Origin of the sequence: Alcaligenes faecalis, assembly GCF_041521385.1 — a bacterium.
Classification (GTDB): Bacteria; Pseudomonadota; Gammaproteobacteria; order Burkholderiales; family Burkholderiaceae_B; genus Alcaligenes; species Alcaligenes faecalis_E.
On record NZ_CP168006.1, the window covers coordinates 3,157,453 to 3,180,502 of the forward strand.

The following is a 23,050-nucleotide window of genomic DNA, read 5'->3' on the forward strand; positions in this document are numbered from 1 at the left end:
TTTCACATGTTAGATGCAAACATCAAAACTCAATTGAAGGCATACCTCGAGAAGATCACGCAACCGATCGAGATCGTTGCGACGCTGGATACTGGCGCCAAGTCCGTCGAGCTGCGCGAACTGTTGCAAGAAATTGATGGTCTGTCCGACAAGACCAGCTATCGCGAAGATGCGGATGCGCAAGAGCGCAAGCCTTCCTTCCAAATTAATCGTCCCGGTACCGACATTAGCGTGAGCTTTGCGGGTATCCCGATGGGACACGAATTTACCTCTTTGATTCTGGCCCTGCTGCAAGTGGGTGGCCACGAGATCAAACTGGATGCCGCTGTGATTGAGCAGATCCGTAATCTGCCCGGCGACTTTGTTTTTGAAACGTATTTCTCGCTGTCATGCCAGAACTGTCCTGATGTGGTGCAGGCCTTGAACGCCATGTCCGTGATCAACCCACGTATCAAGCACGTGGCGATTGACGGTGCCCTGTTCCAGGACGAGGTTCAGCAGCGCAACATCATGTCGGTTCCGGCCGTGTTCTTGAATGGCGAAATGTTCCATCAAGGCCGTGCCAGTGCGGAAGAGTTGTTGGCCAAACTGGATACGGGCGATAACTCGGCTCGTGCCGAAGCCTTGAATGCCAAGGACGAGTTTGATGTGCTGATCGTCGGTGGTGGCCCTGCTGGTGCGGCCGCTGCTGTGTATGCTGCCCGCAAGGGTATTCGTACGGGTGTGTTGGCCGAGCGTTTTGGTGGTCAGGTTCTGGACACCATGTCTATCGAGAACTACATCTCGGTGGTTGAGACCAATGGTCCTGCGTTTGCAACGGCGCTGGAGCAGCACGTTAAAGCCTACGATGTGGACATCATGAATCTGCATCGCGCCAAGGGCATTCGCCGTGAAGGCAAGCAGGTCATTGTGGACGTGGATGGTGGCGCTCAACTGAAAGCCAAGTCCGTCATTCTGGCTACCGGTGCCCGCTGGCGTGAACTGAATGTGCCTGGAGAGCAGGATTACCGTAACCGTGGTGTGGCGTACTGCCCGCACTGTGATGGTCCTTTGTTCAAGGGCAAGGACGTGGCGGTGGTCGGCGGTGGTAACTCTGGCGTCGAAGCGGCGATTGATCTGGCTGGTTTGGTCAAGCACGTTACCTTGATCGAGTTCGGTGATGCCTTGCGGGCTGACCAGGTTTTGCAGGCTAAGCTGCGCAGTCTGCCTAACGTGTCGATCATCATGCAGGCTCAGACGACGGAAGTTCTGGGTGATGGCACCAAGGTGGTGGGTCTGAATTATCTGGACCGTGCTACTCAGGAAGCCAAGAGCATCAAGCTGGACGGCGTGTTCGTTCAGATTGGTCTGGTGCCCAACACGGAATGGCTCAAGGGTAGCGATGTGGGTCTGTCGCGCCATGGCGAGATCGAAGTTGATGTGCGCGGCGCTACTTCGCTGGCTGGTGTCTTTGCAGCGGGTGACGTAACGACCGTTCCTTTCAAGCAGATCGTGATTGCTGCAGGTGAAGGTGCCAAGGCTGCTTTGAGCGCATTTGATTACCTGATCCGTAGTTCGGCTGACGTTGAAGAGCCAGCTGCAGAGAAAGTGACTGCGTAAGTCTTTCTGATTGTTGGACCTGGCTGTTCAAGAGGGCCACCCTGTTTGGGGTGGCCTTTTTTTGTTTTTCACCAAATGTTATTGGAAGCTGCTGTTGGGCATTAGGTGTGAAGAAGACGGGACCCGCATCGCTTGGAGATGCGCTTGTAAATAAGATACTCAGCGTGAACGTGAGAACGTGCCAAGACTGTAGCAAGTCGCTAGAGGAATGGATGCTGATGCTTGCAAAAGGAGTTGGCGTCTAGGGTATGGTTTCGGGAAGATCAGGCCGTTTATAGGGATGTTATTTGCTATTATCCCGATATGTCACAGGACATAAATGAATTTCATTTGGTCGCTATACGTCGCTATGAATCTAGTGAAGTCGCCTCAGCATTGATCAGGGCCACGGGGATTTCTAGCGGTTCAGCTGTGCTTGTAGGCCAAAGGACGTCATTTTCCTTATATCTAGACTCTCATACATAGAGGATATTCAATGATTAACGTCACACTCTTTCATGACGGATGCAATATTTGCCTGGGTATTGACGAGCTGATGCGCGGCGTTTTCTCGACACCCGGGCATCACTACCAGGCATTCAATCTCTCGCAGCAGCAGGAAGGTGTTGCCGATGCGCTTGCCGCTGGAGTGACGCGACTGCCCTCGTTATTAATCGATGGTCGGGTGTTGAGGCTGGATGATCATTCGCCGATCGAACATTATGTGAAGTAGCATCAAGTCGAGCGTACCGTCGCGTCTAGCGTTCAGGCCGATGCGTGCAGTTGGTGTTTTTTCGGAAAATAAAGCGTCGCGGAAGACAAAGGAGCAAGGTGGCCATCACCTTGCTCTTTTTATTGATCGCCATCCACCTCAGGCCAGTTCCCCCCCAGCACATCCGTACAAACCTGCAGCCATGCTCGGGCGGCTTGCGACAGATACCGCCCATTCCATAGCAGTGCCACTTCCCAATTCAAAGCCGGCTCCACCACCTCTTTGGCAACCCAATCCCCCGGCTCCAGCCGAGACAGAAACGGCTGGGGCAACAGGGCAACGCCCATTCCCGCCTGTGCCATGGAGGCCACCCAATCCCACTGATTGCTTTGTGCCGCAATATTCGCCTGCAATCCTGCGTGGGCAAAAGCACGCCGCAACATACGGGTCAGAGCGTAGTCCTCTCCCAGGAAAATCAAGGGATGCTTTTCCAGCTCCCGGAATTTGATCTTCTTTTGCGTACCCGTCAGCGTGTCTTTATGGCCTATTGCCCAAACTGCATGTTTGGCCACGGGGGTAGCCGATACATTCAGCTCCGGCCCCAAGGGCAGAATACTGAGGCCCATTTCAACCGTGCCAGCCGCAACCATGCGTTCAATTCCCATGCCGGTTTCTTCATGCAGAATCAGCTCGATCTGCGGATGCCGGTTCTTGAAGGCCTTGAGCACTTCTGTGAAGAGCACATTAATCATGGGCGGAATGCCTAGGTCCAGACGACCGCGTTGCAGTGCTTGAACCTCATGAACCTCTCGCAGCAAGCCCTGCATGCTTTGCAAAACTTCCTGCCCTCGCTCCAGCACCACTTTGCCGCAATCGGTCAGTTGCAATTGACGATGATCGCGGATCAGCAGGGGTTCGCCCAACTCATCTTCGAGCTGCTTGACCATCTTGCTGATGGTCGATTGCGTCACGTTCAGGCTCTGCGCAGCTTGCGTAAAGCTTTGATGTTTAACGGTTTCAATGAAGTATCGCAAGGATCGAATGTCCATGATGGGATGACCTTTTATCTATGACTTTTACGACTTCTTGGAAGTTATTTTATTCATTGTGGCGATGCTATGCTGGCTTTGTTCAAAAAACATAAACGCCTGTTGTCAGGGCGATTTCGGCTTTTTATCTCCGGCTTGTACAGCCCCTATTTTTAAAGCGTGATGTCGTTCTGTTGCGTGAAGATCTCGCCTGGCGCTTTCGGCCTTGGCTCCTTCCGAAAGCAACAGCAGGTAGATCAATGACACAGAGACAGGAGCACACGATGTTCAAGGATCGCATTCGTTCCCCCGAATTGGAAGGCAAAGTCATGACCGCTCAGGAGGCAACTGCCTTCTTCAAAGACGGGATGAATGTCGGGATGAGCGGTTTTACTCGCGCCGGGGACTGTAAGGTCATGCCGCGTGCCTTGGCCGAGCGCGCCCAGACCGAGCCATTAAAACTGAATGTGGTAACTGGCGCTTCGCTGGGTAATGATAGCGATGGCTTGATGGCAGAGGCCGGTATTCTGGCCCGCCGCTCGCCGTTTCAAGTGGATTCGGTGTTGCGCCGTCATATCAATGAAGGCAAGGTTCTGTTTACCGACCAGCACTTGTCCCTGACTGTGGAGCACATGCGCTCGGGCAACCTGCCTGCCATCGACATCGCCGTCATTGAAGCGGTTGCCATTACTGAAACGGGCGCGATTGTGCCAACGACGTCGGTAGGTAATTCGGCCAGCTTTGCCCAGCAAGCCAAACAAATCATTGTTGAGCTGAACCTGAGCATGCCGGTGGAGATGGAAGGCTTGCACGATATCTATGTGCCTGAGGCCCGCCCCAATCGCCAGCCTATTGAACTGACGGATGTGGACCAGCGTATTGGCAGCACCGCCATTCAGGTGGATCCCTCCCGCATCGTGGGTATTGTGGTAACGGACGCGTTGGACAGCCCCTCCAGTGTGCTGCCGCCTGATGAAGAAACCCAGGCGATTGCCGGTCATATTATCGAGTTTCTGAAAGGCGAGGTGGACGCTGGCCGCATGAGCCACTCCTTGCTACCCCTGCAGGTGGGTATCGGTACGATTGCCAATGCCGTCACTTATGGCCTGCTGGATTCTCCCTTTACCGACCTGAAAATGTATTCGGAAGTCTTGCAGGACAGCGCGATTGCCATGCTGGACTCGGGTCAGTTGAGCTTTGCCTCGGCGTCGTCCTTGACTCTGTCCGCCCCCAAGATGGCGCAGTTCCTGGAAGGCCTGGAAAATTACCGTGACAAGTTGGTGCTACGTCCACAGGAAATCAGTAATCACCCAGAGTTGGTACGTCGCCTGGGCATCATCGCAATCAACACGGCCCTGGAATTTGATATCTACGGCAATGTGAACTCCACGCATGTCTGTGGCACCCATATGATGAATGGCATTGGCGGTTCCGGCGACTTCGCCCGTAATGCGCACCTGTCCATTTTTGTCAGCAAGTCTGTTGCCAAGGATGGCGCCATCTCCAGTGTGGTGCCGATGGCTTCGCACGTAGACCACTGCGAGCACGATGTGGCCGTGCTGGTTTCCGAATGGGGCCTGGCGGATTTGCGAGGGCTGGCTCCCCGTGAGCGTGCCCGCGTGATCATCGAGAAATGTGCCCACCCTGACTACCGTCCCGCTTTGTTGGACTATGTTGAACGCGCCAGCCAGCGTGGCGGTCATACGCCCCACATCCTGGAAGAGGCCCTGTCCTGGCACGTTCGTTTCCAGCAGGAAGGCACGATGAAACAGGAGCAGTTCCAGAACCAGGAACTTGTTACTGCGTAGTCCATCAGGTCTGGTAATGCGTCGCCGAGTCAGTCCGGCAGCGTAGACCTTACAAGCTGACCTGATCGCCCCTGGCACTCCACCCGTGCCAGGGGCATTTTTTTAGGGCTAAAATTGCCGATTCTGCTGCGTTTAGCGAGGCCGGTGTGCTTGAACAAATCGGTGTAGTCAATTTTTGGGCCTTTGTGGTGGGCACGGTGTTTATCGTGCTATTGCCTGGGCCCAATTCCTTGTATGTCTTGGCCAGTGGTGCCGGACATGGTGTGCGTGAAGGCTATAAAGCAGCCTTGGGCGTTGTCGTGGGCGATGGCATCTTGATGACCTTGACCGCCTTGGGCGCTGCCTCGCTACTTAAGACGCTGCCCATGTTGTATACGGGTATACGTTGGCTGGGTGCGGCCTATTTGTTGTATTTGGGTGTGCGGCTGTTGCAGTCGGCCTTCAGGCAAGGTGGTTCGGTGCAGTCTGTAGATACGCGTTTGCGTCACGAAACGCGCTTTCGCAAGGCCTTGCTCTTGAGTTTGTTGAATCCCAAGGCCATCTTGTTCTTCCTGTCTTTTTTCGTGCAATTTGTGGACCCGTCCAAGGGGCATACGGGCCTGGCCTTTATGTTGCTGGGTCTGGTGGTGGAGCTGATCAGTATTTGTTATTTGTCTTTGCTGATTTTTGGCGGTGACCGCCTGGCAGGAATTTTCCGACGTCATCAGCGTCTGTCCCGTATGGGCAATGGCTCGGTGGGGCTACTGTTCATGGGCTTTGCAGCCCGGATGATCAGCGACTAAGCCAGCCGCTTCAGAGCGCAGCAGTTCTGACAGCACTTATTTATCAGATTTAAGGAAAACACCATGAGTAGCAAAATCCGTGTCGGTATTGCAGGTTACGGCAATTTGGGGCGAGGCGTAGAGCTGGCCCTGGCACAAAATCCGGACATGGAACTGGTCAGCGTTTTTACGCGTCGCGATCCTGCTTCCTTGCAACTGCAAAGTGCAGGCGTGCCCGTGCGCGCCCTGGACCAAATCGAACAGTATCGTAATGATATTGACGTGTTGATTCTCTGTGGTGGTTCTAAAAACGATCTGCCCGAGCAGGGGCCGGCCCTGGCGCGCTGGTTCACCACGGTAGACAGCTTTGACACCCACGCTCGTATCCCTGAGTACTACGCGGCTGTCGATGCGGCGGCTCAAGGTGCTGGCACCACGGCGCTGATTGCGGTGGGTTGGGACCCAGGCCTGTTCTCGCTCAATCGTCTGTATGGTGAATGTGTCTTGCCCGTTGGCCAGACCTACACCTTCTGGGGCAAGGGTTTGAGCCAAGGTCACTCTGATGCCATCCGCCGTGTGGCTGGTGTAGCCGGTGGCGTGCAATACACCCTGCCTATCGAGGCAGCGGTACAACGCGTGCGTAACGGTGAGGAGCCTGAACTTAGCACCCGCGAAAAGCACAAGCGTCAGTGTTTTGTGGTGTTGGAGCAGGGCGCGGATGCCGATACCGTGCGAGAAGCGATTGTCACCATGCCTGACTACTTTGCAGACTACGACACCGAAGTGAATTTCATTGACGCTGAAACGCTGGCTCGTGACCACGCTGCCATGCCACACGGTGGTTTTGTGATTCGTAGTGGCCAATCAGGTTCGGGGTCGCAGCAGGTGGTGGAGTACGCGCTGAATTTGGGCAGCAACCCGGAGTTCACCTCTAGCGTGCTGGTCGCATATGCTCGTGCCGCCTACCGCATGAACAAGAGCGGTCAGATCGGTGCCCAGACTGTCCTGGATGTCGCTCCAGGCCTGCTCTCGCCCAAGTCGCCCGCACAGTTGCGCAAAGAGCTGCTGTAAGCTCAGTGCCGCCGTACCGGCCCGGTTCAGCCCGTCTGATCCGGGCCATTTGTCTTGTTTGATTTCAGGTGAATGATTCGGTGCGCCAATAAAGGGTAAAATAGCGCCCACTTCTTATTATTTTGAGTATTCTCATGCGCTTACTGATCGCACTATTGTTGCCGTGGTTAGGTTTTTTCACGATTGGTCGTCCAGTGGCGGGTATTATTTGCCTGATCCTGCAGTTGACCCTTATCGGATGGATCCCTGCCGCGATTTGGGCGGTATATGCTCTTAGCCAATACAAGACTGATAAGAAAATCGAGCAAGCCCTGGGCAAGCGGTAAACCCCGAGCTTTTCTTTTTCTACGTCTGAGCAGGCCATAATGCGCTTGCTCAGACGTTTTATATTTTTTTGCTGATACAGCCATGACCCCATCGTCTCCCGTGGGCCATTCTTCTGAGTCCGGTGAGCAAACGGTATCCGTAGATCCCGAGGCTGTGCCACGCCTGGAGCTTCGTCACATCACCAAGGCTTACCCGGCAGTGGTGGCCAACGACAATATTTCCTTGTCTATTCTGCCGGGGCAAATTCATGCCGTGCTGGGGGAGAATGGCGCGGGCAAGTCCACCCTGATGAAGATCATCTATGGGGTGATCAAACCGGATCAGGGTCAGATTCTGTGGGATGGCCAGCCTGTTCAGATCAGCAGCCCGGCTGCAGCCCGACAATTGGGCATTGGCATGGTGTTCCAGCATTTTTCCTTGTTTGACACCCTGACGGTCACGGAAAACATTGCATTGGGTCTGCCTGCTTCCACCAATATGCACGAGCTGGCGGGGCGCATTAGCGAGACTGCCAGCCAGTATGGGCTGGATCTGGACCCGCAACGTCACATTCACACCTTGTCCGTGGGCGAGTGCCAGCGAGTGGAAATTGTGCGGGCCTTGCTGGGCAAGCCCAAGCTGCTGATCCTGGATGAACCCACGTCAGTGCTGACGCCGCAGGCGGTGCGCCGTTTGTTCGGCACTCTGCGCCAGTTGGCCGCCGAGGGTTGCAGCATTGTTTATATCAGTCACAAGCTCGATGAAATCCGCGAACTTTGCCATGCCTGTACGGTCATGCGCATGGGCAAGGTCACGGGTTATTGCGATCCTCGCGAGGAAACCACGGCCAGCCTGTCACGTCTGATGATTGGTGCCGAGCCCCAGTCTCTGGGTGAGCGCAGCACCCAGCAAGGCGGTACGCTCTTGCAGGTACGTAATCTGCAGTTGAGCAAATCCCATCCTTTTGCCTGTGAATTGCAGGATGTCAGTTTTGATCTGCACCAGGGTGAAATTCTGGGGGTGGCCGGTATTTCCGGTAATGGTCAGCAGGAGTTGCTGGCGGCTTTGTCGGGTGAAGATACCCGTGCGCAGGCAGACATGATTTTGCTGGACGGTCAGGCGATTGCCCAACGCGATGCGGCTTGGCGACGAGATCAGGGCATGGGCTTCGTCCCTGAAGAACGCTTGGGACGCGGTGCTGTGCCGGAATTGTCATTGGCTCAAAACCTGTTGCTGTCTCATCAAAACCCGGAAACGGTAAAACGGGGTTTTCTGCGCTTTCCCAGTATCCGCCGTCTGGCGGGCGGGATTATCAAGCGTTTCCGCGTCAAGGCCTCCAACGAGCAGGCCGCTGCCAACAGCCTGTCGGGCGGGAATCTGCAAAAGTACATTATTGGCCGTGAGGTCACCCGTCAGCCGCGCATTCTGGTCATTGCCCAGCCCACCTGGGGTGTGGACGTAGGGGCTGCCGCCCAGATCCACGCCGAGTTGCTGGCCCTGCGCGATGCGGGCTGTGCCTTGCTGGTCATCTCTGAAGAGCTGGATGAATTGTTTGCGATTGCCGATCGCCTGATTGTTATCTCCAAAGGTCGTATGTCTCCCTCTATTCCCGTGGCGCAAGCCAGTGTTGATCAGATTGGGCAATGGATGAGCGGTTTGTGGGAGGAGGGCGAGCATGTTCAGGCTTGAGACTCGTGCCACGTCCTCTACCTTGATGGCCTGGTGTTCCCCCTTGCTGGCGGTTTTGCTGACCATGGTTGTTGCCGGCACCTTGTTCTGGTCGCTGGGTAAAAATCCTTTGGCGGGTTTGAACGTATTTTTTCTGGAGCCTTTGCGTGACCTGAATGGGTGGGCCGAGGTAGGTGTCAAGCTGATTCCTCTGCTGCTGATTTCTGTTGGTCTGGCGATCTGTTTCCGGGCCAATATCTTCAATATCGGGGCGGAAGGGCAGTTAGTGATAGGCGCTTTGGCAGCCGGGGCTTTTGTTCTGCAAGTAGACAATGGCGAGAACGGCGGCTTTTTTCTGATTAGCATTGCCCTGGCCTGCGGCATGCTCGGTGGTATGGCTTGGGCGGCGATCGTGGCGCTCCTGAAAGATCGCTTCAATGCCAATGAGATTCTGGTGTCCCTGATGCTGGTGTATGTAGCCCAGCATTTGCTCAGTTACCTGGTGCACGGCGCCTTGCGTGACCCTGACGGCTTTGGTTTTCCGCAGTCCAGTCTGTTTTCCGATGGGTTCCTGTTGCCTGCCGTCTTGCCGGGTACGCGTTTGCATACCGGTATTGTGCTGGCGCTGATTGCCTCGGTTGCCGCATGGCTTTTTCTGACACGCAGCATGGCCGGTTTCCGCTTGCGAGTGGGCGGTATGGCTCCATTGGCAGCCCGTTACGCTGGTTTTTCCTCCCGTAAAGCCTTGTGGAGCTCTTTGTTGATTTCGGGTGCGCTGGCTGGTCTGGCCGGTGCCGCAGAGGTGATGGGGCCAGTTGGACAACTGACTCCCTCGATTTCTCCTGGCTATGGTTTTGCGGCCATTATCGTGGCCTTTGTGGGGCGACTGCACCCACTAGGACTGATTTTTTCCTCTTTTGTGATGTCCTTGCTGTATATCGGTGGGGAGTTGGCCCAAAGTCGCTTGGGCCTGCCCAATGCAATTACCGGCATTTTCCAGGGCATCCTCTTGTTTTCCTTGTTGGCTTGTGACGTGTTCATCACCAAGCGTTTGGTCTGGAGAAAGTAATGGACGCGATTGCACCTTTGCTAGCCGCAACCATCAACGCAGGCACCCCCTTGCTTCTGGCAGCCTTGGGTTTGCTGATCAATGAAAAGTCGGGCGTCATCAATCTGGGCTCGGAAGGCATGATGCTGATGGCCGCCATTGTGGGCTTTGCTGTGGCCGTGCAAACAGGTAGCCCGGCATTGGGCTTTGTGCTGGGTGCTGTTGTGGGGGCCGTGATGGCCGCTGCCTTTGCTTGGCTGACGGTCTGGCTGGGGGCCAATCAGGTGGCTTGTGGCTTGGCCTTATCGCTCTTTGGGGTTGGGGCCTCGGCCTATATCGGCCTGCCTTTCACCGGCAACTCGCTGACTGTCACCAAGCTGTCCATTCCAGTTTTGAAAGACATTCCGCTGATCGGGCCAGCGTTCTTCCAGCAACACTATATGGTGTATGTGTCCTGGGTGCTGTGTATTGCCGTAGCCTGGTTTCTGGCTCGTACGCGGTCTGGCTTGGTCTTGCGCGCCGTGGGTGAATCACCTGCCTCGGCCCATTCGCTGGGTTACAACGTGCGCTACATTCGCCTGGGTGCCCTGATGTTTGGCGGTGCCTGCTGTGGTCTGGCCGGTGCCTTCATCTGTTTGGTCTACACACCCATGTGGGTAGAGAATATGGTCGCCGGGCGTGGCTGGATTGCCCTGGCACTGACGACCTTTGCAACCTGGCGTCCCTGGCGCGTGATGCTGGGTGCTTACTTGTTCGGTGGGGTCACGATCCTGACCTATCATGCGCAGGCTCTGGGTGTTCCGGTGGCCTCGCAATTGCTGGCCATGATGCCGTATCTGGCCACGATTATTGTGCTGGTTTTAATTTCTCGAAACGCTAACTGGATCAGGTTGAATATGCCTGCATCGCTTGGCAAAAACTTCAATCCCAACAACTAGAGGACAGACATGACTGGAAACTTTATGCGCAAGGCCCTGATGGCCGCTGCCATCGCTTCCCCCCTGGCCGCCTTGCCTGTGTCCGCTCAGGCAAACGATCAAGAACCCCTGAAAATCGGTTTTGTGTATGTCAGCCCTATCGGTGAAGCCGGTTGGACCTGGCAGCAGGATATTGGCCGTCTTCAAATGGAAGAGGCCCTCAAAGGCCGTGTGGTCACTCAGTACGTGGAAAACGTGCCTGAAGGTGCTGACGCAGAGCGCGTGATTCGCGATCTGGCCCAGCAAGGCAACAAGCTGATCTTCACCACCTCCTTTGGCTACATGAACCAGACGCAGAAAGTGGCCAAGCAGTTTCCAGACGTGAAATTCGTCCACTCCACGGGCTACAAAACAGCACCTAACGTGGCGACCACTAACGCCCGTTTCTACGAATCCCGTTACCTGGCGGGTGTGCTGGCGGGCAAGATGACCAAATCCAATGTGGTCGGTTATGTGGGTGCTCATCCCATTCCTGAAGTGTTGCAAGGTATCAATGCTTTCGCCATCGGTTTGAAGAGCGTGAACCCCGAAGCCCAGGTGCGCGTGGTGTGGGCCAATAGCTGGTACGACCCAGGTAAAGAACGTGATGCGGCTGTCACTTTGTTGGGTCAGGGCGCAGACGTGGTGACTCACCACACCGACTCCACTGCCACCGTGCAAGCGGCGGAAGAAGCGGGCAAGTACGCGATTGCCTACCACTCCGACATGAGCAAGTTCGGTCCTAAAGCCCAACTGGCTGCTGTGACTCACCACTGGGGTGACTACTTCACTCGCAAAGCCACTGAGGTTCTGGATGGCAAATGGCAGAACGACAGCACCTGGGGTGGCCTGAAGTCCGGTATGGCTGCGTTGGAAGGCTTCGGTCCCGAAGTGCCCGCTGACGTGAAAGAGTTTGTTCTGGCCAAGCAGGCCGAGATCGAGGCGGGCACGCTGCAACCTTTTGCCGCACCCATCAAGGACAACGACGGCAAGGTACGTCTGGAATCCGGTTTTCTGGATGACGATGCGCTGAACCGCATGGATTACTACGTGGAAGGCGTGGCCAGCAAACTGCCCAAGCAGTAAGCTGCCCCGCAGTCTGTAGATAAACAAAGCCCCTTGTCGGATTTTCCGACAAGGGGCTTTGTTATAGGTGGACTGTGCAGCTTTTCAGGCTGTTGCCTGGCTCAAGTCTGCGTTTGTTCGGTATTTGTTCCGGGTCTGGCTTGTCATCCGTTCAGGAAGACAAGGCTGACGCACAGAGCTGAAATACAGAGCCAGAATACAGAGTCGACCTGCAAAATCGATCTATGGAACCGACCTCAGAACTATGCTGCCTGTGCAGGCCGCTTGCGTCCCAAGCGCGTGGATGCTCGCATCCAGCGTAGCGTCATCAGTACGGCAACCACAGACAAGCCTGTCACCAGCCCGATCCAGATTCCTACCCCGCCCATATTGAATTGGAAGGCCAGTAAAGCGCCTGTAGGAACACCCAGCACCCAATACCCTAGCAAGGCCAGCAACATGGGTATGCGTGTGTCATGCAGGCCACGTAGCATCCCCGCAGCGACAGCCTGGGCACCATCACTAATCTGGAATAGCGCCGCCAGTGCCAGGAAGGTAATGGCTAACTGGATAACTGCGTGGTTTTCAGCGACATCCAGATCCAGGAATAGGCCAATCAGGGTCAAGGGGGCGAACCAGAAGACCAGTGCCGCCAGCCCCATAAAGCCTACTCCCAGAATGTAGGAAATCCAGCCAGCGCGGCGGGCGCTCAACGGATCGACACGGCCTGCGGCTAATCCTACGCGTATGGTGGCAACCTGGCTGAAAGCCAAAGGAATCATGTAAGACACTGCACAAATCTGCATGGCAATCGCGTGCGCGGCCAGATCAGATTGCCCCAGCACGCCCATCATCATGACGGCAGCATAAAAGACCAGGGTTTCCAGGGTGAAGGTAATCGCAATGGGAATACCCAGCACCCACATTTTCCACAGACGCTTGAAACTCCATTGCCAGGCCTCGTTGAACAGGTAGTAGCGTCTAAAACGTGGGTCGCGCAGCACGATCCAGCTTAACGCCGCGAACATGAACACGCTGGATACGGTTGTAGCCAGGCCCGCGCCTGCCAATCCCATGGCAGGCAAGCCCAGATTGCCAAAGACCAGGAGCCAGCCCAGTACGGCATTGATGCCAATAGCCGTAATGGCCACTGCCAAGGTCCATCCGGGCTTTTCCATGGCGGCCAGAAATGAGCGCAGCACGATATAACCCAGGTAAGGCAGCAGGGCCCATTGCAGGGTATGCATATAGGTCATGGAGCGCGCCGCGACAACAGGATCTTGGCCCATCATCAGCAAGATGTGCTCGGCATTCCATAGCACAATCCAGGCAGGCAGGGTAATGAGTAAAGCGGTCAGCAATCCGTGGCGAATGATTTGCTGGGATTCGCGTACATTGCGCAGTCGCCGTCCCAGCGTAGTGGCCAGCATGGGAACGACAGCCGATACCAGCCCCATACTGAAAATCATGAAAGCTTGATACAGGCTGGCAGATAGAGATCCGGCGGCTAGCTCATCAGGGCCAAGGCGACCCATATAAATCATGTTCGTTGCCAACAGGCTGATTTGCGCCAGATTTGTCAGAATCAGAGGGCCGCCCAAGCGCAAGGACGATTGCAGCTCCGCCAACCAGAGCTGGGTCGAGCCGGGAGTGTGAGACGTTGCAAACATGGTTTATTGGGGGCGAGGTAAAGACCAGGTACTGATCACCTGTGCAACAGGTGGGCCACCGTTGGCCGGTTCCAGCAGCACATCGCCCGCGCAGGTGCGGCCTGTCTTGTGAATCCGGGCGTGCGCCATAATATCGCCGGGCGGGGCTTTGCGTAGGAAGTTGATGGTCAGGCTAGAGGTGACGGCATCCGGGTTGCCGGTGGCACCGACCACAGCGGCATACAGGGCCAGATCAGCCAGCCCCATCAGCATGGGGCCTGCCACCATGCCACCCATACGTTGGTGGGCATTGCGCTCGGGCAAGCGCAAACAGGCGTTGTCGTGGCCAATGTGCACAACATCAATACCCAGAACGGCCGCAAAGGGATGTAGACGTTCTAAAAGATCACGAAACTGAACGATATCGATTTTGGGTTCGGGTGCAGTGTGTGTGCTGGTCATGACGTCGTCACTGAAAAGAAGGCCGTTGTAAGAAAGGCAGACTGGCTGGTACTGTATCAGATCGCCTCGAGTATCGGGGTAGCGAGGCGGCAGGCTGTTCAGGGCTGAACCTATTCCAATCGATCAAAAAGAAGCGAGGAGCATCATGAAACGCAGCGCAGTTGTTCTAGGCTTAAGTGTGCTGGCTTTGACTAGCACCGTGATGGCACAGGGGCATGCAGGTCATGGCACGCCCGAACCGGTACGCGCCTTGAGCACGCAGGTCCATGCCAGCCAATGCTGGGTGCGTATGCTCCCGGAGCCTGCGCCTTCGGCTGCGTATCTGGAGCTGGAAAACAAGGGCGAGCAGAGCGTGGCTTTGATGGGGGCCAGCACCTTGTCGTTTGGACATGCGATGCTGCATCAGACGACCGAACACCAGGGTATGTCACGTATGTCGCATACCTCCGAGGTGGAGATTCCTGCAGGTGGCACATTACGTCTGAAGCCCGGTGATTTTCATGTGATGCTGGGGCAGGCCAAAGAAGATCTGGCGTTGGGCGAACGCATAATTCTGAGCCTGCATTTGTCTGACGATACACAGGTCCAGGCCGAGTGCGAACTGCGTCCCGCCAAGACACAGGGTTACTGATTCAGACTGGCACTTTCATATAAAAACTGGCCGTATCGGCACAGCCCTCCAAAAGTCTGGATGGCTGCCTAACTTGCAGGGGAGCGTTCAAGCAAGTGGTCAGTTTTGTTTTCGTGCTCAGGCTGGCAACGCTGTCAACACAGCCTGGTTGAACGCCTTGGGATTGGCCAGATTCATGCCATGGGCTGCCAAAGGAATGCGGTGCAACTGGTCTTCACGCCGGTGCTGACGAATGATGTCCATGCAATGGTGGTAACGCGTGGGGCTGTTCTCGCCCGTGATGAAGCTCAAGGGGGCATTCATCTGCTTGAGCCATTCCAGATTCGGGCCCTGATTGGGCTCTCGCTGCTGATCCAGCATGGTGTGGGCATTGTCTTGAATCATCTCGCGGAACCAGCGCGTCATTTGCTTCCAGGTCCCTGAACCATTGACCGTATCCACAAACAGAGCCATGGCACCATCACGGTCACCCTGTTCCAGGCGTTCGGCAACTTGCTGGAACAAAGGGGCGTACGAATAAGCTCCGGGAGTTGGAAAGCCGGGGTCTGCCAAGGTCAGGCTGGCCACTTGCTCGGGCATTCTTTGAGCCAGCAGCAGGGCGACATGACCACCGCGAGAATGCCCCACGATATGTACTTTCTCATCAGGAATATGCTGATCCAGCAGGGCCTGCAAGTCTTGGGCGTGTTGCGCCGTGCTGAAGTTGCCGGGGCTGGGTGCTCCGGGCCAGTAGGAGCGCAGGCTGGGGGCCAGAACCCGATATTTGGTAGCAAAGGCGGGGATCTGCCAGCGCCAGTAGCGCCAATCGCACAGGGAACCGTGGATCAGCAAGACGGGGGCGCCTTGTCCCTGATCCACAAAGGTGTGGCGATAGCCTTGTACGGTCAGCTCAAGCGTGGAGAAGTTGGCAAAAGGGTTTGTCATGGCAAGCAGTAGAGGTCAGGCAAGGATGGGTCACCTGAAAAAAATAGACCGGGTCTGAGCCCGGTCCTTGTGGCATTACGTGCTGGATGATTATTCCAGCAATTTCAAGCGGCTGCGCGCGGTCTCGGCTGCTTCAGATTGCGGGTAGTCTTTGACGATACGCTGCAAGGTGGTTTTGGCACCGCTCAAATCGTTCAGTTCGATCTGGCTGGACGCCGTTACCATCAGAGCGTCAGCCGCGCGTGGGCTTTGCGGGGACGCCTTCACAAAAGCCTGAAGCTTTTGAATGGATGTCTTGAAGCTTTTGATGGCATACAGGCTGCTGCCTTCGTAAAAGCGCACCTCGTCAGCCAGAACGCTGGAGGGGTAAGCGGCCAGAAAACCGGCAAAAGCATCGGCGGCGGGTTTGTATTGGCCGGCGCGGTAGGCGTCCATCGCGCTGTCAAACACGGCTTGTTCTTGTGGATCAGCAGCATGGGGGCTTTGTTGACCGGGTGCTGCATTATTGCCCAGGCCTTGGCCACTGGCTTGCCAGCTCAGTTTTTCAACCTGACCACGCAGCGAGACAACTTCCGCGCGCAAAGTGTCAATTTGGTCAGCCAGTTGCAGGCGAGCCTGGGTGTTTTGCTCATGCATCTGACGAATTTGCTGACGCAGCTCCAAAATGGCGCGTCGGGCCTCGTCATCGGCAAAGGCCTTGGCCGGCAGGCTGGCGAATAGGGCGGCCGCTGCGAACAGGGCAACAGTCGCAAGACGAAAAGGCTTTTTATAAGCGTGCATAATGAAGTCCGTTAAAAAATGTGCATCCGCAATGTGCAGGCTCTTTACCTGCCGGTTTGCCCTGTGTTGGGGGCTGCGTACCGGCTTGGTAAGTCCGCTGTCCAGCATAACGAATTTTCAGTGGATCGGGCGTGCCGCCGATAAAAAACGCCGCGGCGTTAACAACCGCCACGGCGTCGGAACCACTTGGTCGATACAGAAATTATCGTTGGTAAACGATGTCTGCGCGACGGTTTTCGGCGTAATCAGCTTCGGTGTTACCCAAGGCTTTTGGACGCTCTTTGCCAAAGCTCACTGCTTCGATCTGGCTGTTGCTCACGCCCAGCAGACCCAGCATACGTGCAACGGCGTCGGAACGACGCTGACCCAGAGCCAAGTTGTACTCAGCACCACCACGCTCGTCGGTATTACCTTCGATGCGTACGGTTTGCTGAGGATGGCTGCTCAGGTACGAGGCGTGCATTTCTACCAGGCCACGGTACTGCGCGTTCACAACGTAGCTGTCGTAGTCAAAATAGACGGAGCGTTGTTGTGCCAGTGGGCTTTGAGGATTGAAAGGGTCCATGATCTGGCCTGCGCTGGCAGAGTCTGATCCAGTACCGCCGGTTGAGCCGGAGCCGGATTGATCCAAAGGCACCGAGCTGCAAGCAGCAAGGGTTACAGCCATGGCGGCGAGGGTAAGACTTTTAAGAATGCGCGAGCTCATTTGAATTCCTTTTGAAAAAGAGTCACACAGGATGTCAGTTGGTAAATGGTCCCCAGGTGGGTTCGCGTACTTTGCCATTCAATGACGAGAGGGTCTGACGAACGCGACCGTCCACGGATGTGACAGCTAGGACACTGCGCCCCCCCTGAACAGAACTATATAAGATCTGCATCCCATTAGGGGCGAAACTCGGAGACTGATCGTCGGGACCTGTCGTCAGCAGTTGCTCAGACCCTGATGCCATATCTTGAGTGGCAATTCGGAAAGCACCGTTTCTGCGTGTGACGTATACAAGCCTAGTACCGTCCGCAGAGACCTCCGGTGAAATATTGTAACTCCCGTTGAAGGTAATGCGTTGTGCGTCGTTCCCTCCCAGGCTGACTTTGTAAATATTGGGTGCGCCACCACGATCGCTCACAAATACAAGGGAGTTGCCATCAGGCGTAAAACTCGGTTCAGTATCGATCAGGGGCGAACGCATCACACGACGCAAGCCCGAACCGTCTGCATTTAGCGTGTAAATCTGCGAAATACCGTCTCTGGAGAGCACAACAGCAAGCTGATTGCCATTGGGAGCCCATGCGGGACTACTGTTGTTGCCTTTGAAATTGGCCAGAGGTTCACGATGGCCAGTGGCCAAAGTTTGCACATATACAACAGGTTTATCGTTTTCAAAGCTCACATAAGCCAGTTTTTTACCGTCAGGAGACCAGGCTGGCGAGATGATTGAGTGTCGAGAACGCAACATTACCTGTGGATTTTGTCCGTCGGCGTCAGCAATTTGTAACTCATAGTTGTTGCCTGTCTGCAACACATAGGCCAAGCGTGTCGAAAAAACTCCCCGTACGCCGGTGATTTTTTCGTAGATACGGTCGGCGATCTGGTGGGAGATGCGACGTAATTCTTTCTCGCTGCCCGCAAACGCCACCCCATCCAGTTGGGTTTGACGAACGGAGTCCACCAGGCGATAGCTGATGGAGTACTGCCCGCCGGTCTGGGCAACCGAACCGTAGGCCAGGTAATCGGCACCTCGGTTGCGCCATTCGTCGTAGGCAATCGTGCTTTCTGCATTCAGACCAGCACCGGTGGCATTGATCAATTGGAACTGACCCGAACGGGTCAAGTCGGCGCGGATGACTTCGGCCAAGGACTGGCTGGCTGGGTTATCAGCAAAATCGGCGATCGCGATGGGGTACTGGGTAGCACCCACACCCGATATATCAACCCGCAGTTGGGCCTGGGCCGGTTGGCTGGCGAACATGCCAGCAGCCAGGGCAAACGCTCCAGTGGCCGTGGCGCGCCAATGACGACCTAAGGTCGCCAGGGCAGGGGTAGCGGCGGTCATTATGCAATCTCCTGATTAATCGAACATGCGGTATTCGCCATCAATATACGATGGATACTGCCCGCTAGGCGGTTTGGGGAAAGGGCTGCAACGGGCAAGACCCTTGGATACGGCATCATCGAACAGAGCGATGCCGGACGATCGTTTGATTTGAACGCGGTTGGGGGTGCCATCGGCATTCAGGTCCACGCGGTACTGCAGCGTAGGGTTGCCGCGCACTTCGGAGCGGGCAGGGGTGCGGTAGACCACACCAGGCTGCACGCAAGCACGCACCTTGGCGGCATAGCCACCGTCACCACCGCCGCCGCCGGTCTGGTTGCGATCTGCGGTACCACCAGGACGACCTGGGGCGCCTTCACGCATGGCTCGACGGAATGCTTCTTCCTTGGCCTTGCGTTCGGCATCCGCCTTGGCTTTGGCGGCCGCAGCAGCGCGAGCCTTCCGTTCAGCGTCCGCTTTGGCTTTGGCCTCGGCGTCTGCCTTGGCCTTGGCTTCCGCATCTGCTTTGGCCTTGCGCTCGGCCTCAGCCTTGGCTTTGGCGTCGGCCTCTGCTTTGGCCTTGCGTTCGGCTTCCGCCTTGGCTTTGGCTTCAGCCTCGGCTTTTTCCTTGCGTTCCTGTTCCTGCTTTTCCTTCTGTTCGCGTTCGCGTCGTTCAGCGGCTAGCTTGTCCTGACGCTGTTTTTCCTGACGCTCCTGTTCCAGCTTTTCTTCACGTTCTTTTTGCTCGCGTTCCTTACGGGCTTGCTCCAAAGCAATCTCGGGATCGACTTCAGGTTCCGCAGGAGGTGTGACCGTTTCAGGCTCAGGAGGCGGTTCGGGTTCTGGTTCAGGCTGGGGTTCTGGCTCTGCGACCGGCTCAGGTTCAGGTTGTGGCTCTGGCTCTGGCTCGGCCTCGGGGGCCTCGGGATCGGCATTGACGGCAGCGTCAGGCGCGACACCGTCCATCCACAATTCGACCTGCACCGCATTGGGTGTTTTGGGCGCAGCAGAAAAAAGGGCTCCCGCCAAAATGGCGAGCAGCAACAGCCCGTGCAGACCCAGGGCGATGAGCAAGCCGCGCCGATCTTCCTTTTGCTCAGGCGAGCGCAGCGCCTGATTGCGGGTATTGCGTGTTCTGTGCTTCATTCAGTTCAGGTTGTTCGCGCCGGATGGCAAGCACGCTATCCGGCCAGAGGTTATTGGCGAGCGTCAGGATCGCTGTTGCGATCGACGATCAGACCCAGGCGGTTGATGCCGTTGGAGCGCAACTCATCCATCAAGCTCATGACGGTCTCGTAGGGGACCTTGCCGTCGGCAGCAATGACAACCGGGCTGTCGGCCTGCATACGCGAGCGCACTTCGTTAAGCAATGTGGATTTCTCGATGTTCATGAACTCGGAGCCCGCATCGCGCAAGCGTATGGCCAGTTTTCCGTCCTTATCAACCTGGATTTCCACCGGCTTGGCAGGCACTTCGGAGGCTTGGCCTACCGAAGGCAATTCCACCAGACCGGGGGTAATCATGGGGGCAGTGACCATGAAGATCACCAGCAGCACCAGCATCACGTCGATATACGGTACGACGTTGATTTCATTTTTCATGCGCCGGCCATGACGGCCGGTGCTTCCACGCATCGATGGCATCAGTTCACCTGCCGCTGCAAGATGTTCAGAAATTCGTCGATAAAGCTGTCAAAGCGGATCGAGATTCGGTCCAGCTCGTTGGTAAAGCGGTTGTAGGCCACCACGGCGGGGATTGCGGCAAACAGACCGATGGCCGTGGCAATCAGGGCTTCGGCAATACCAGGGGCCACCGAGGCCAGGGTTGCCTGCTGCATGCCGGACAAACCGATAAAGGCGTGCATGATCCCCCAGACGGTACCCAGTAGCCCGATGTAGGGGCTGACCGAACCGGCAGAGGCCAGGAAGTTCAGATGTGTTTCCAGCGTATCCATTTCACGTTGATAGCTGGCGCGCATGGCACGGCGTGGACCGTCCAGCAGGGCAGGGCCCGAGCTTTGGCTGCGACGGGCCTTGATGAATTCGGTCATGCCGGCTTCAAAAATACGGGCCAAGGCTCCGTGTTCGGCACGCCGTGAGGAGATGGATTGCTGAAGCACAGCCAGATCACCACCCGCCCAGAAGTCGTCTTCAAAACGGCGGGTCTGTTCCAGCGTGCGTTTAAGTGCAGCCTTTTTACTAAAGATATAGGCCCACGAGAGAATCGAGATTCCCAGCAGGATCAGCATGACAAGCTGAACGGGAATACTGGCATCGAGAAGTAGCGAAATCAGCGACAGGTCGCTAGTAGCTTGCATGGTCAGTCCTGAACCTTTTCCAAAAGGGTACGTAAATCAGAGTCCAGCTTGCTTGGACGAAGCGTATTGGCGTCAACGCAAACAATTTGGATGGTGCTGTGGCATAACAGTTCCCCACCTCGCAGGGCACCTTGTTCAAAATGGATGGTAGCCGAACCTAACTGGGTAATGCGGCTGCGCACCGAGATCAAATCATCGAGCCTGGCTGGTTTGAGATATTGTATTTCAACCTTCTTGACTACGAGCAGGCGTTGATTCTGCTCGGCCACATCGGATTGGTTTACGCCCAAGTTCCTGAGCCATTCGGTGCGCGCACGTTCAAAGAATTTCAGGTAGTTGGCGTAATATACGATCCCCCCAGCATCGGTGTCCTCGTAATATACGCGAATATCAAGCCGAGCCTGGGTGTCCCACTTGTCAGTAAGCATGTCGTTCGTAAAAGAGTTTATGTTGACGGGCAGGGCATGGCCCATGGCCACCCCTGCTTGAAGTCTTTACAGCGTGGCCAGACGTTCCAGGCTGAGCTGGGCAATCTGTTCCACCGGCACCTTGGTGCTGCTGGCGTCGCGGCGAGCTTGCATTTCAACCATACCTTCTTTCAGGCCGCGCTCGCCGATAGTAATGCGCAGTGGCACACCAATCAGCTCCCAATCGGCAAACATGATGCCGGGGCGGGCGTCGCGGTCGTCCAGAATGACATCCACACCTTGCTCTTTGAGCTGGGTGTACAGATCAGTCGCAGTCTGACGCACAGCATCGCTTTTGGTAAAGCCGATCGGGCAGATCACCACTTCAAAAGGAGCCAGGGCGCGAGGCCAGATCATGCCGCGCTCATCGTGGTTTTGCTCGATGGCAGCCGCAGCAATGCGGCTGACGCCAATGCCATAACAACCCATTTGCATGACAGCAGGTTTACCATCAGTTTCCAAAAAGGTGGCGTTCAGCTTCCTGGAGTAAACATCGCCCAGGAAGAAAACGTGGCCCACCTCAATACCGCGCTGGATGGCCAGCTTGCCGCCTTCAGGGGCCGGGTCGCCGTGAACCACGTTGCGCAGGTCTGCCTTGATGGGCTCAGGCAGGTCACGACCCCAGTTCACGCCGGTGTAGTGATACCCCTCTTCGTTGGCGCCACAGACAAAGTCACTCATATTGGCCACAGTCAGATCGGCAATGACTTGCACAGGCTGGTGGGTGCCGATCGGGCCCAGATAGCCGGGTTTGCAGCCAAAAGTAGCCACAATTTCCTCTTCGCTGGCCAGGCGGTGGCCTTTTTCAAAGCCAGCCAGTTTGGAAACCTTGATGTCGTTGACTTCATGGTCGCCGCGAATCAGCAACAGGTACACCGTTGTCTTGGTTTGCTCGTCTTCCTCAAGGTCGGTTGCCACCACAACGGATTTGACGGTGGCAGTCAAATCCAGCCCCAGTTGCTGAGCCACCAGTTCGCATTTGGGGGCTTCTGGTGTGGCGGTCTTGACCAGGTCTTGACCAGGAGCGGCGCGCTCAGCCAGAAGACAAGGGGCAGGGGCCAACTCGATATTGGCGGCGTAGTCTGTGTCGGGGTTGTAGACCAGCAAGTCTTCGCCGGTATCGGCAATGACCTGGAATTCATGGCTGCGCGAACCGCCAATGGAGCCGGTATCAGCCGCTACAGCACGGAAGTCCAGACCTAGACGAGCAAAAATACGCATATAAGCGTCGTACATATTGTCGTAGCTGGCCTGAGCGTCTTCGGCGTTGCGGTCAAAGGAGTAGGCGTCCTTCATGGTGAATTCGCGGCCACGCATCAAGCCAAAGCGGGGACGACGCTCGTCACGGAACTTGGTTTGAATATGGTAGAAGTTGATGGGCAACTGGCGCCAGCTGTGGATTTCGTTGCGGGCAATGTCCGTGATCACTTCTTCGGAGGTGGGCTGCAGCACGAAGTCGCGCTGGTGGCGATCCTTGATTCGCAGCAGTTCGTCACCATATTTTTCCCAACGGCCCGACTCTACCCAGAGTTCGGCAGGCTGGACGACTGGCATCAGCAGCTCAATGGCGCCGGAGCGGTCCATTTCCTGACGGATGATGTTTTCAATCTTGCGCAGCACACGCAGGCCCATTGGCATATAGGTATAGATACCGCCGGCGGCTTTACGGATCATGCCGGCACGCGTCATGAGCTGGTGGCTGGCAACTTCGGCCTCGGTAGGCGCTTCTTTCAGGGTATTAATGTGATACTGGCTAGCATGCATGGTAGGGAACTCGTCAGGTACGTAT

The 23,050-nt window shown here is 56.0% G+C and carries 23 protein-coding genes; 11 read left to right on the forward strand and 12 right to left on the reverse strand.

The features are described from left to right. Positions 1-6: 6 nt before the first annotated feature. Both ahpF and ACDI13_RS14135 read left to right on the forward strand, forming a co-directional pair. Positions 7-1,599, forward strand: coding sequence for an alkyl hydroperoxide reductase subunit F (gene ahpF / locus ACDI13_RS14130; protein WP_316990498.1), 1,593 nt, complete (start codon positions 7-9; stop codon positions 1,597-1,599). A gap of 475 nt (positions 1,600-2,074) precedes the next feature. Next, the gene (locus ACDI13_RS14135) at positions 2,075-2,311 is read left to right on the forward strand and encodes a hypothetical protein (protein ID WP_094197567.1); all 237 of its coding nucleotides are present in this window, start codon (positions 2,075-2,077) and stop codon (positions 2,309-2,311) included. 119 nt (positions 2,312-2,430) lie between these two features. Here ACDI13_RS14135 and ACDI13_RS14140 read toward each other — a convergent pair whose 3' ends face one another. Next, entirely contained in the window at positions 2,431-3,339 is a 909-nt protein-coding gene (locus ACDI13_RS14140) for a LysR family transcriptional regulator (RefSeq protein WP_316990497.1), read from the reverse strand. Positions 3,340-3,602: 263 nt separating this feature from the next. On the opposite strand from ACDI13_RS14140, the gene ACDI13_RS14145 reads away from it, so the two are divergent. The 8 genes from ACDI13_RS14145 (at position 3,603) to ACDI13_RS14180 (ending at position 12,022) form a co-directional block, all read left to right on the forward strand. Continuing rightward, positions 3,603-5,126: an acetyl-CoA hydrolase/transferase family protein gene (locus ACDI13_RS14145; protein ID WP_316990502.1), complete on the forward strand. Its 1,524-nt coding sequence runs from the start codon at positions 3,603-3,605 to the stop codon at positions 5,124-5,126. 146 nt (positions 5,127-5,272) lie between these two features. Next, the gene (gene leuE, locus ACDI13_RS14150) at positions 5,273-5,908 is read left to right on the forward strand and encodes a leucine efflux protein LeuE (protein WP_316990496.1); all 636 of its coding nucleotides are present in this window, start codon (positions 5,273-5,275) and stop codon (positions 5,906-5,908) included. 63 nt (positions 5,909-5,971) lie between these two features. Next, the gene (locus ACDI13_RS14155; RefSeq protein WP_316990495.1) at positions 5,972-6,958 is read left to right on the forward strand and encodes a diaminopimelate dehydrogenase; all 987 of its coding nucleotides are present in this window, start codon (positions 5,972-5,974) and stop codon (positions 6,956-6,958) included. Positions 6,959-7,092: 134 nt separating this feature from the next. Then, positions 7,093-7,284: a YqaE/Pmp3 family membrane protein gene (locus ACDI13_RS14160; RefSeq protein WP_003802304.1), complete on the forward strand. Its 192-nt coding sequence runs from the start codon at positions 7,093-7,095 to the stop codon at positions 7,282-7,284. An 82-nt stretch (positions 7,285-7,366) separates the two neighbouring features. Further along, positions 7,367-8,953: an ABC transporter ATP-binding protein gene (locus tag ACDI13_RS14165; RefSeq protein ID WP_316990494.1), complete on the forward strand. Its 1,587-nt coding sequence runs from the start codon at positions 7,367-7,369 to the stop codon at positions 8,951-8,953. Continuing rightward, positions 8,940-10,001: an ABC transporter permease gene (locus tag ACDI13_RS14170; protein ID WP_316990493.1), complete on the forward strand. Its 1,062-nt coding sequence runs from the start codon at positions 8,940-8,942 to the stop codon at positions 9,999-10,001. The genes ACDI13_RS14165 and ACDI13_RS14170 overlap by 14 nt, the downstream gene beginning before the upstream one ends. Further along, complete coding sequence (locus ACDI13_RS14175; RefSeq protein WP_042489288.1) at positions 10,001-10,918, forward strand: ABC transporter permease; 918 nt, start codon at positions 10,001-10,003, stop codon at positions 10,916-10,918. Before ACDI13_RS14170 ends, ACDI13_RS14175 begins: the two co-directional genes overlap by 1 nt. Before the next feature lie 24 nt (positions 10,919-10,942). Beyond that, on the forward strand, positions 10,943-12,022 hold the full coding sequence (locus tag ACDI13_RS14180) for a BMP family ABC transporter substrate-binding protein (protein ID WP_094197561.1): 1,080 nt from the start codon (positions 10,943-10,945) through the stop codon (positions 12,020-12,022). 242 nt (positions 12,023-12,264) lie between these two features. Here the strand turns inward: ACDI13_RS14180 and ACDI13_RS14185 are convergent, their stop codons facing one another. Continuing rightward, positions 12,265-13,671: an MATE family efflux transporter gene (locus ACDI13_RS14185; RefSeq protein ID WP_316990492.1), complete on the reverse strand. Its 1,407-nt coding sequence runs from the start codon at positions 13,669-13,671 to the stop codon at positions 12,265-12,267. A gap of 3 nt (positions 13,672-13,674) precedes the next feature. Beyond that, positions 13,675-14,112 carry a PaaI family thioesterase gene (locus tag ACDI13_RS14190; RefSeq protein ID WP_316990491.1) on the reverse strand — a complete coding sequence of 146 codons (438 nt, stop codon included), beginning with the start codon at positions 14,110-14,112 and terminating at the stop codon, positions 13,675-13,677. A gap of 145 nt (positions 14,113-14,257) precedes the next feature. Here ACDI13_RS14190 and ACDI13_RS14195 point away from each other — a divergent pair, with 145 nt between their 5' ends. Further along, the gene (locus ACDI13_RS14195) at positions 14,258-14,743 is read left to right on the forward strand and encodes a copper chaperone PCu(A)C (protein ID WP_316990490.1); all 486 of its coding nucleotides are present in this window, start codon (positions 14,258-14,260) and stop codon (positions 14,741-14,743) included. A gap of 117 nt (positions 14,744-14,860) precedes the next feature. On the opposite strand, the gene ACDI13_RS14200 is transcribed toward ACDI13_RS14195, so the two are convergent. The 9 genes from ACDI13_RS14200 to ACDI13_RS14240 all read right to left on the reverse strand — a co-directional run bounded on the left by ACDI13_RS14200 (position 14,861) and on the right by ACDI13_RS14240 (position 23,025). Beyond that, a complete protein-coding gene (locus ACDI13_RS14200; protein ID WP_316990489.1) occupies positions 14,861-15,667 on the reverse strand; it encodes an alpha/beta hydrolase in 807 nt (268 codons plus the stop codon). Between the two features lie 90 nt (positions 15,668-15,757). After that, the gene (gene ybgF / locus ACDI13_RS14205; RefSeq protein WP_316990488.1) at positions 15,758-16,447 is read right to left on the reverse strand and encodes a tol-pal system protein YbgF; all 690 of its coding nucleotides are present in this window, start codon (positions 16,445-16,447) and stop codon (positions 15,758-15,760) included. 202 nt (positions 16,448-16,649) lie between these two features. Beyond that, complete coding sequence (gene pal, locus ACDI13_RS14210) at positions 16,650-17,153, reverse strand: peptidoglycan-associated lipoprotein Pal (RefSeq protein ID WP_249460054.1); 504 nt, start codon at positions 17,151-17,153, stop codon at positions 16,650-16,652. A 34-nt stretch (positions 17,154-17,187) separates the two neighbouring features. After that, positions 17,188-18,498 carry a Tol-Pal system beta propeller repeat protein TolB gene (tolB, locus tag ACDI13_RS14215; RefSeq protein ID WP_372372491.1) on the reverse strand — a complete coding sequence of 437 codons (1,311 nt, stop codon included), beginning with the start codon at positions 18,496-18,498 and terminating at the stop codon, positions 17,188-17,190. A 15-nt stretch (positions 18,499-18,513) separates the two neighbouring features. Further along, positions 18,514-19,623 carry a cell envelope integrity protein TolA gene (gene tolA / locus ACDI13_RS14220; RefSeq protein WP_316990487.1) on the reverse strand — a complete coding sequence of 370 codons (1,110 nt, stop codon included), beginning with the start codon at positions 19,621-19,623 and terminating at the stop codon, positions 18,514-18,516. Between the two features lie 50 nt (positions 19,624-19,673). Beyond that, positions 19,674-20,120, reverse strand: a complete 447-nt coding sequence (gene tolR / locus ACDI13_RS14225) for a protein TolR (protein ID WP_316989036.1) — start codon at positions 20,118-20,120, stop codon at positions 19,674-19,676. Beyond that, complete coding sequence (gene tolQ / locus ACDI13_RS14230; protein ID WP_316989035.1) at positions 20,120-20,794, reverse strand: protein TolQ; 675 nt, start codon at positions 20,792-20,794, stop codon at positions 20,120-20,122. The genes tolR and tolQ overlap by 1 nt, the downstream gene beginning before the upstream one ends. 2 nt (positions 20,795-20,796) lie before the next feature. Continuing rightward, entirely contained in the window at positions 20,797-21,222 is a 426-nt protein-coding gene (gene ybgC, locus ACDI13_RS14235) for a tol-pal system-associated acyl-CoA thioesterase (RefSeq protein ID WP_316989037.1), read from the reverse strand. Between the two features lie 66 nt (positions 21,223-21,288). Further along, positions 21,289-23,025: a proline--tRNA ligase gene (locus ACDI13_RS14240; protein ID WP_316989034.1), complete on the reverse strand. Its 1,737-nt coding sequence runs from the start codon at positions 23,023-23,025 to the stop codon at positions 21,289-21,291. Positions 23,026-23,050 lie beyond the last annotated feature (25 nt).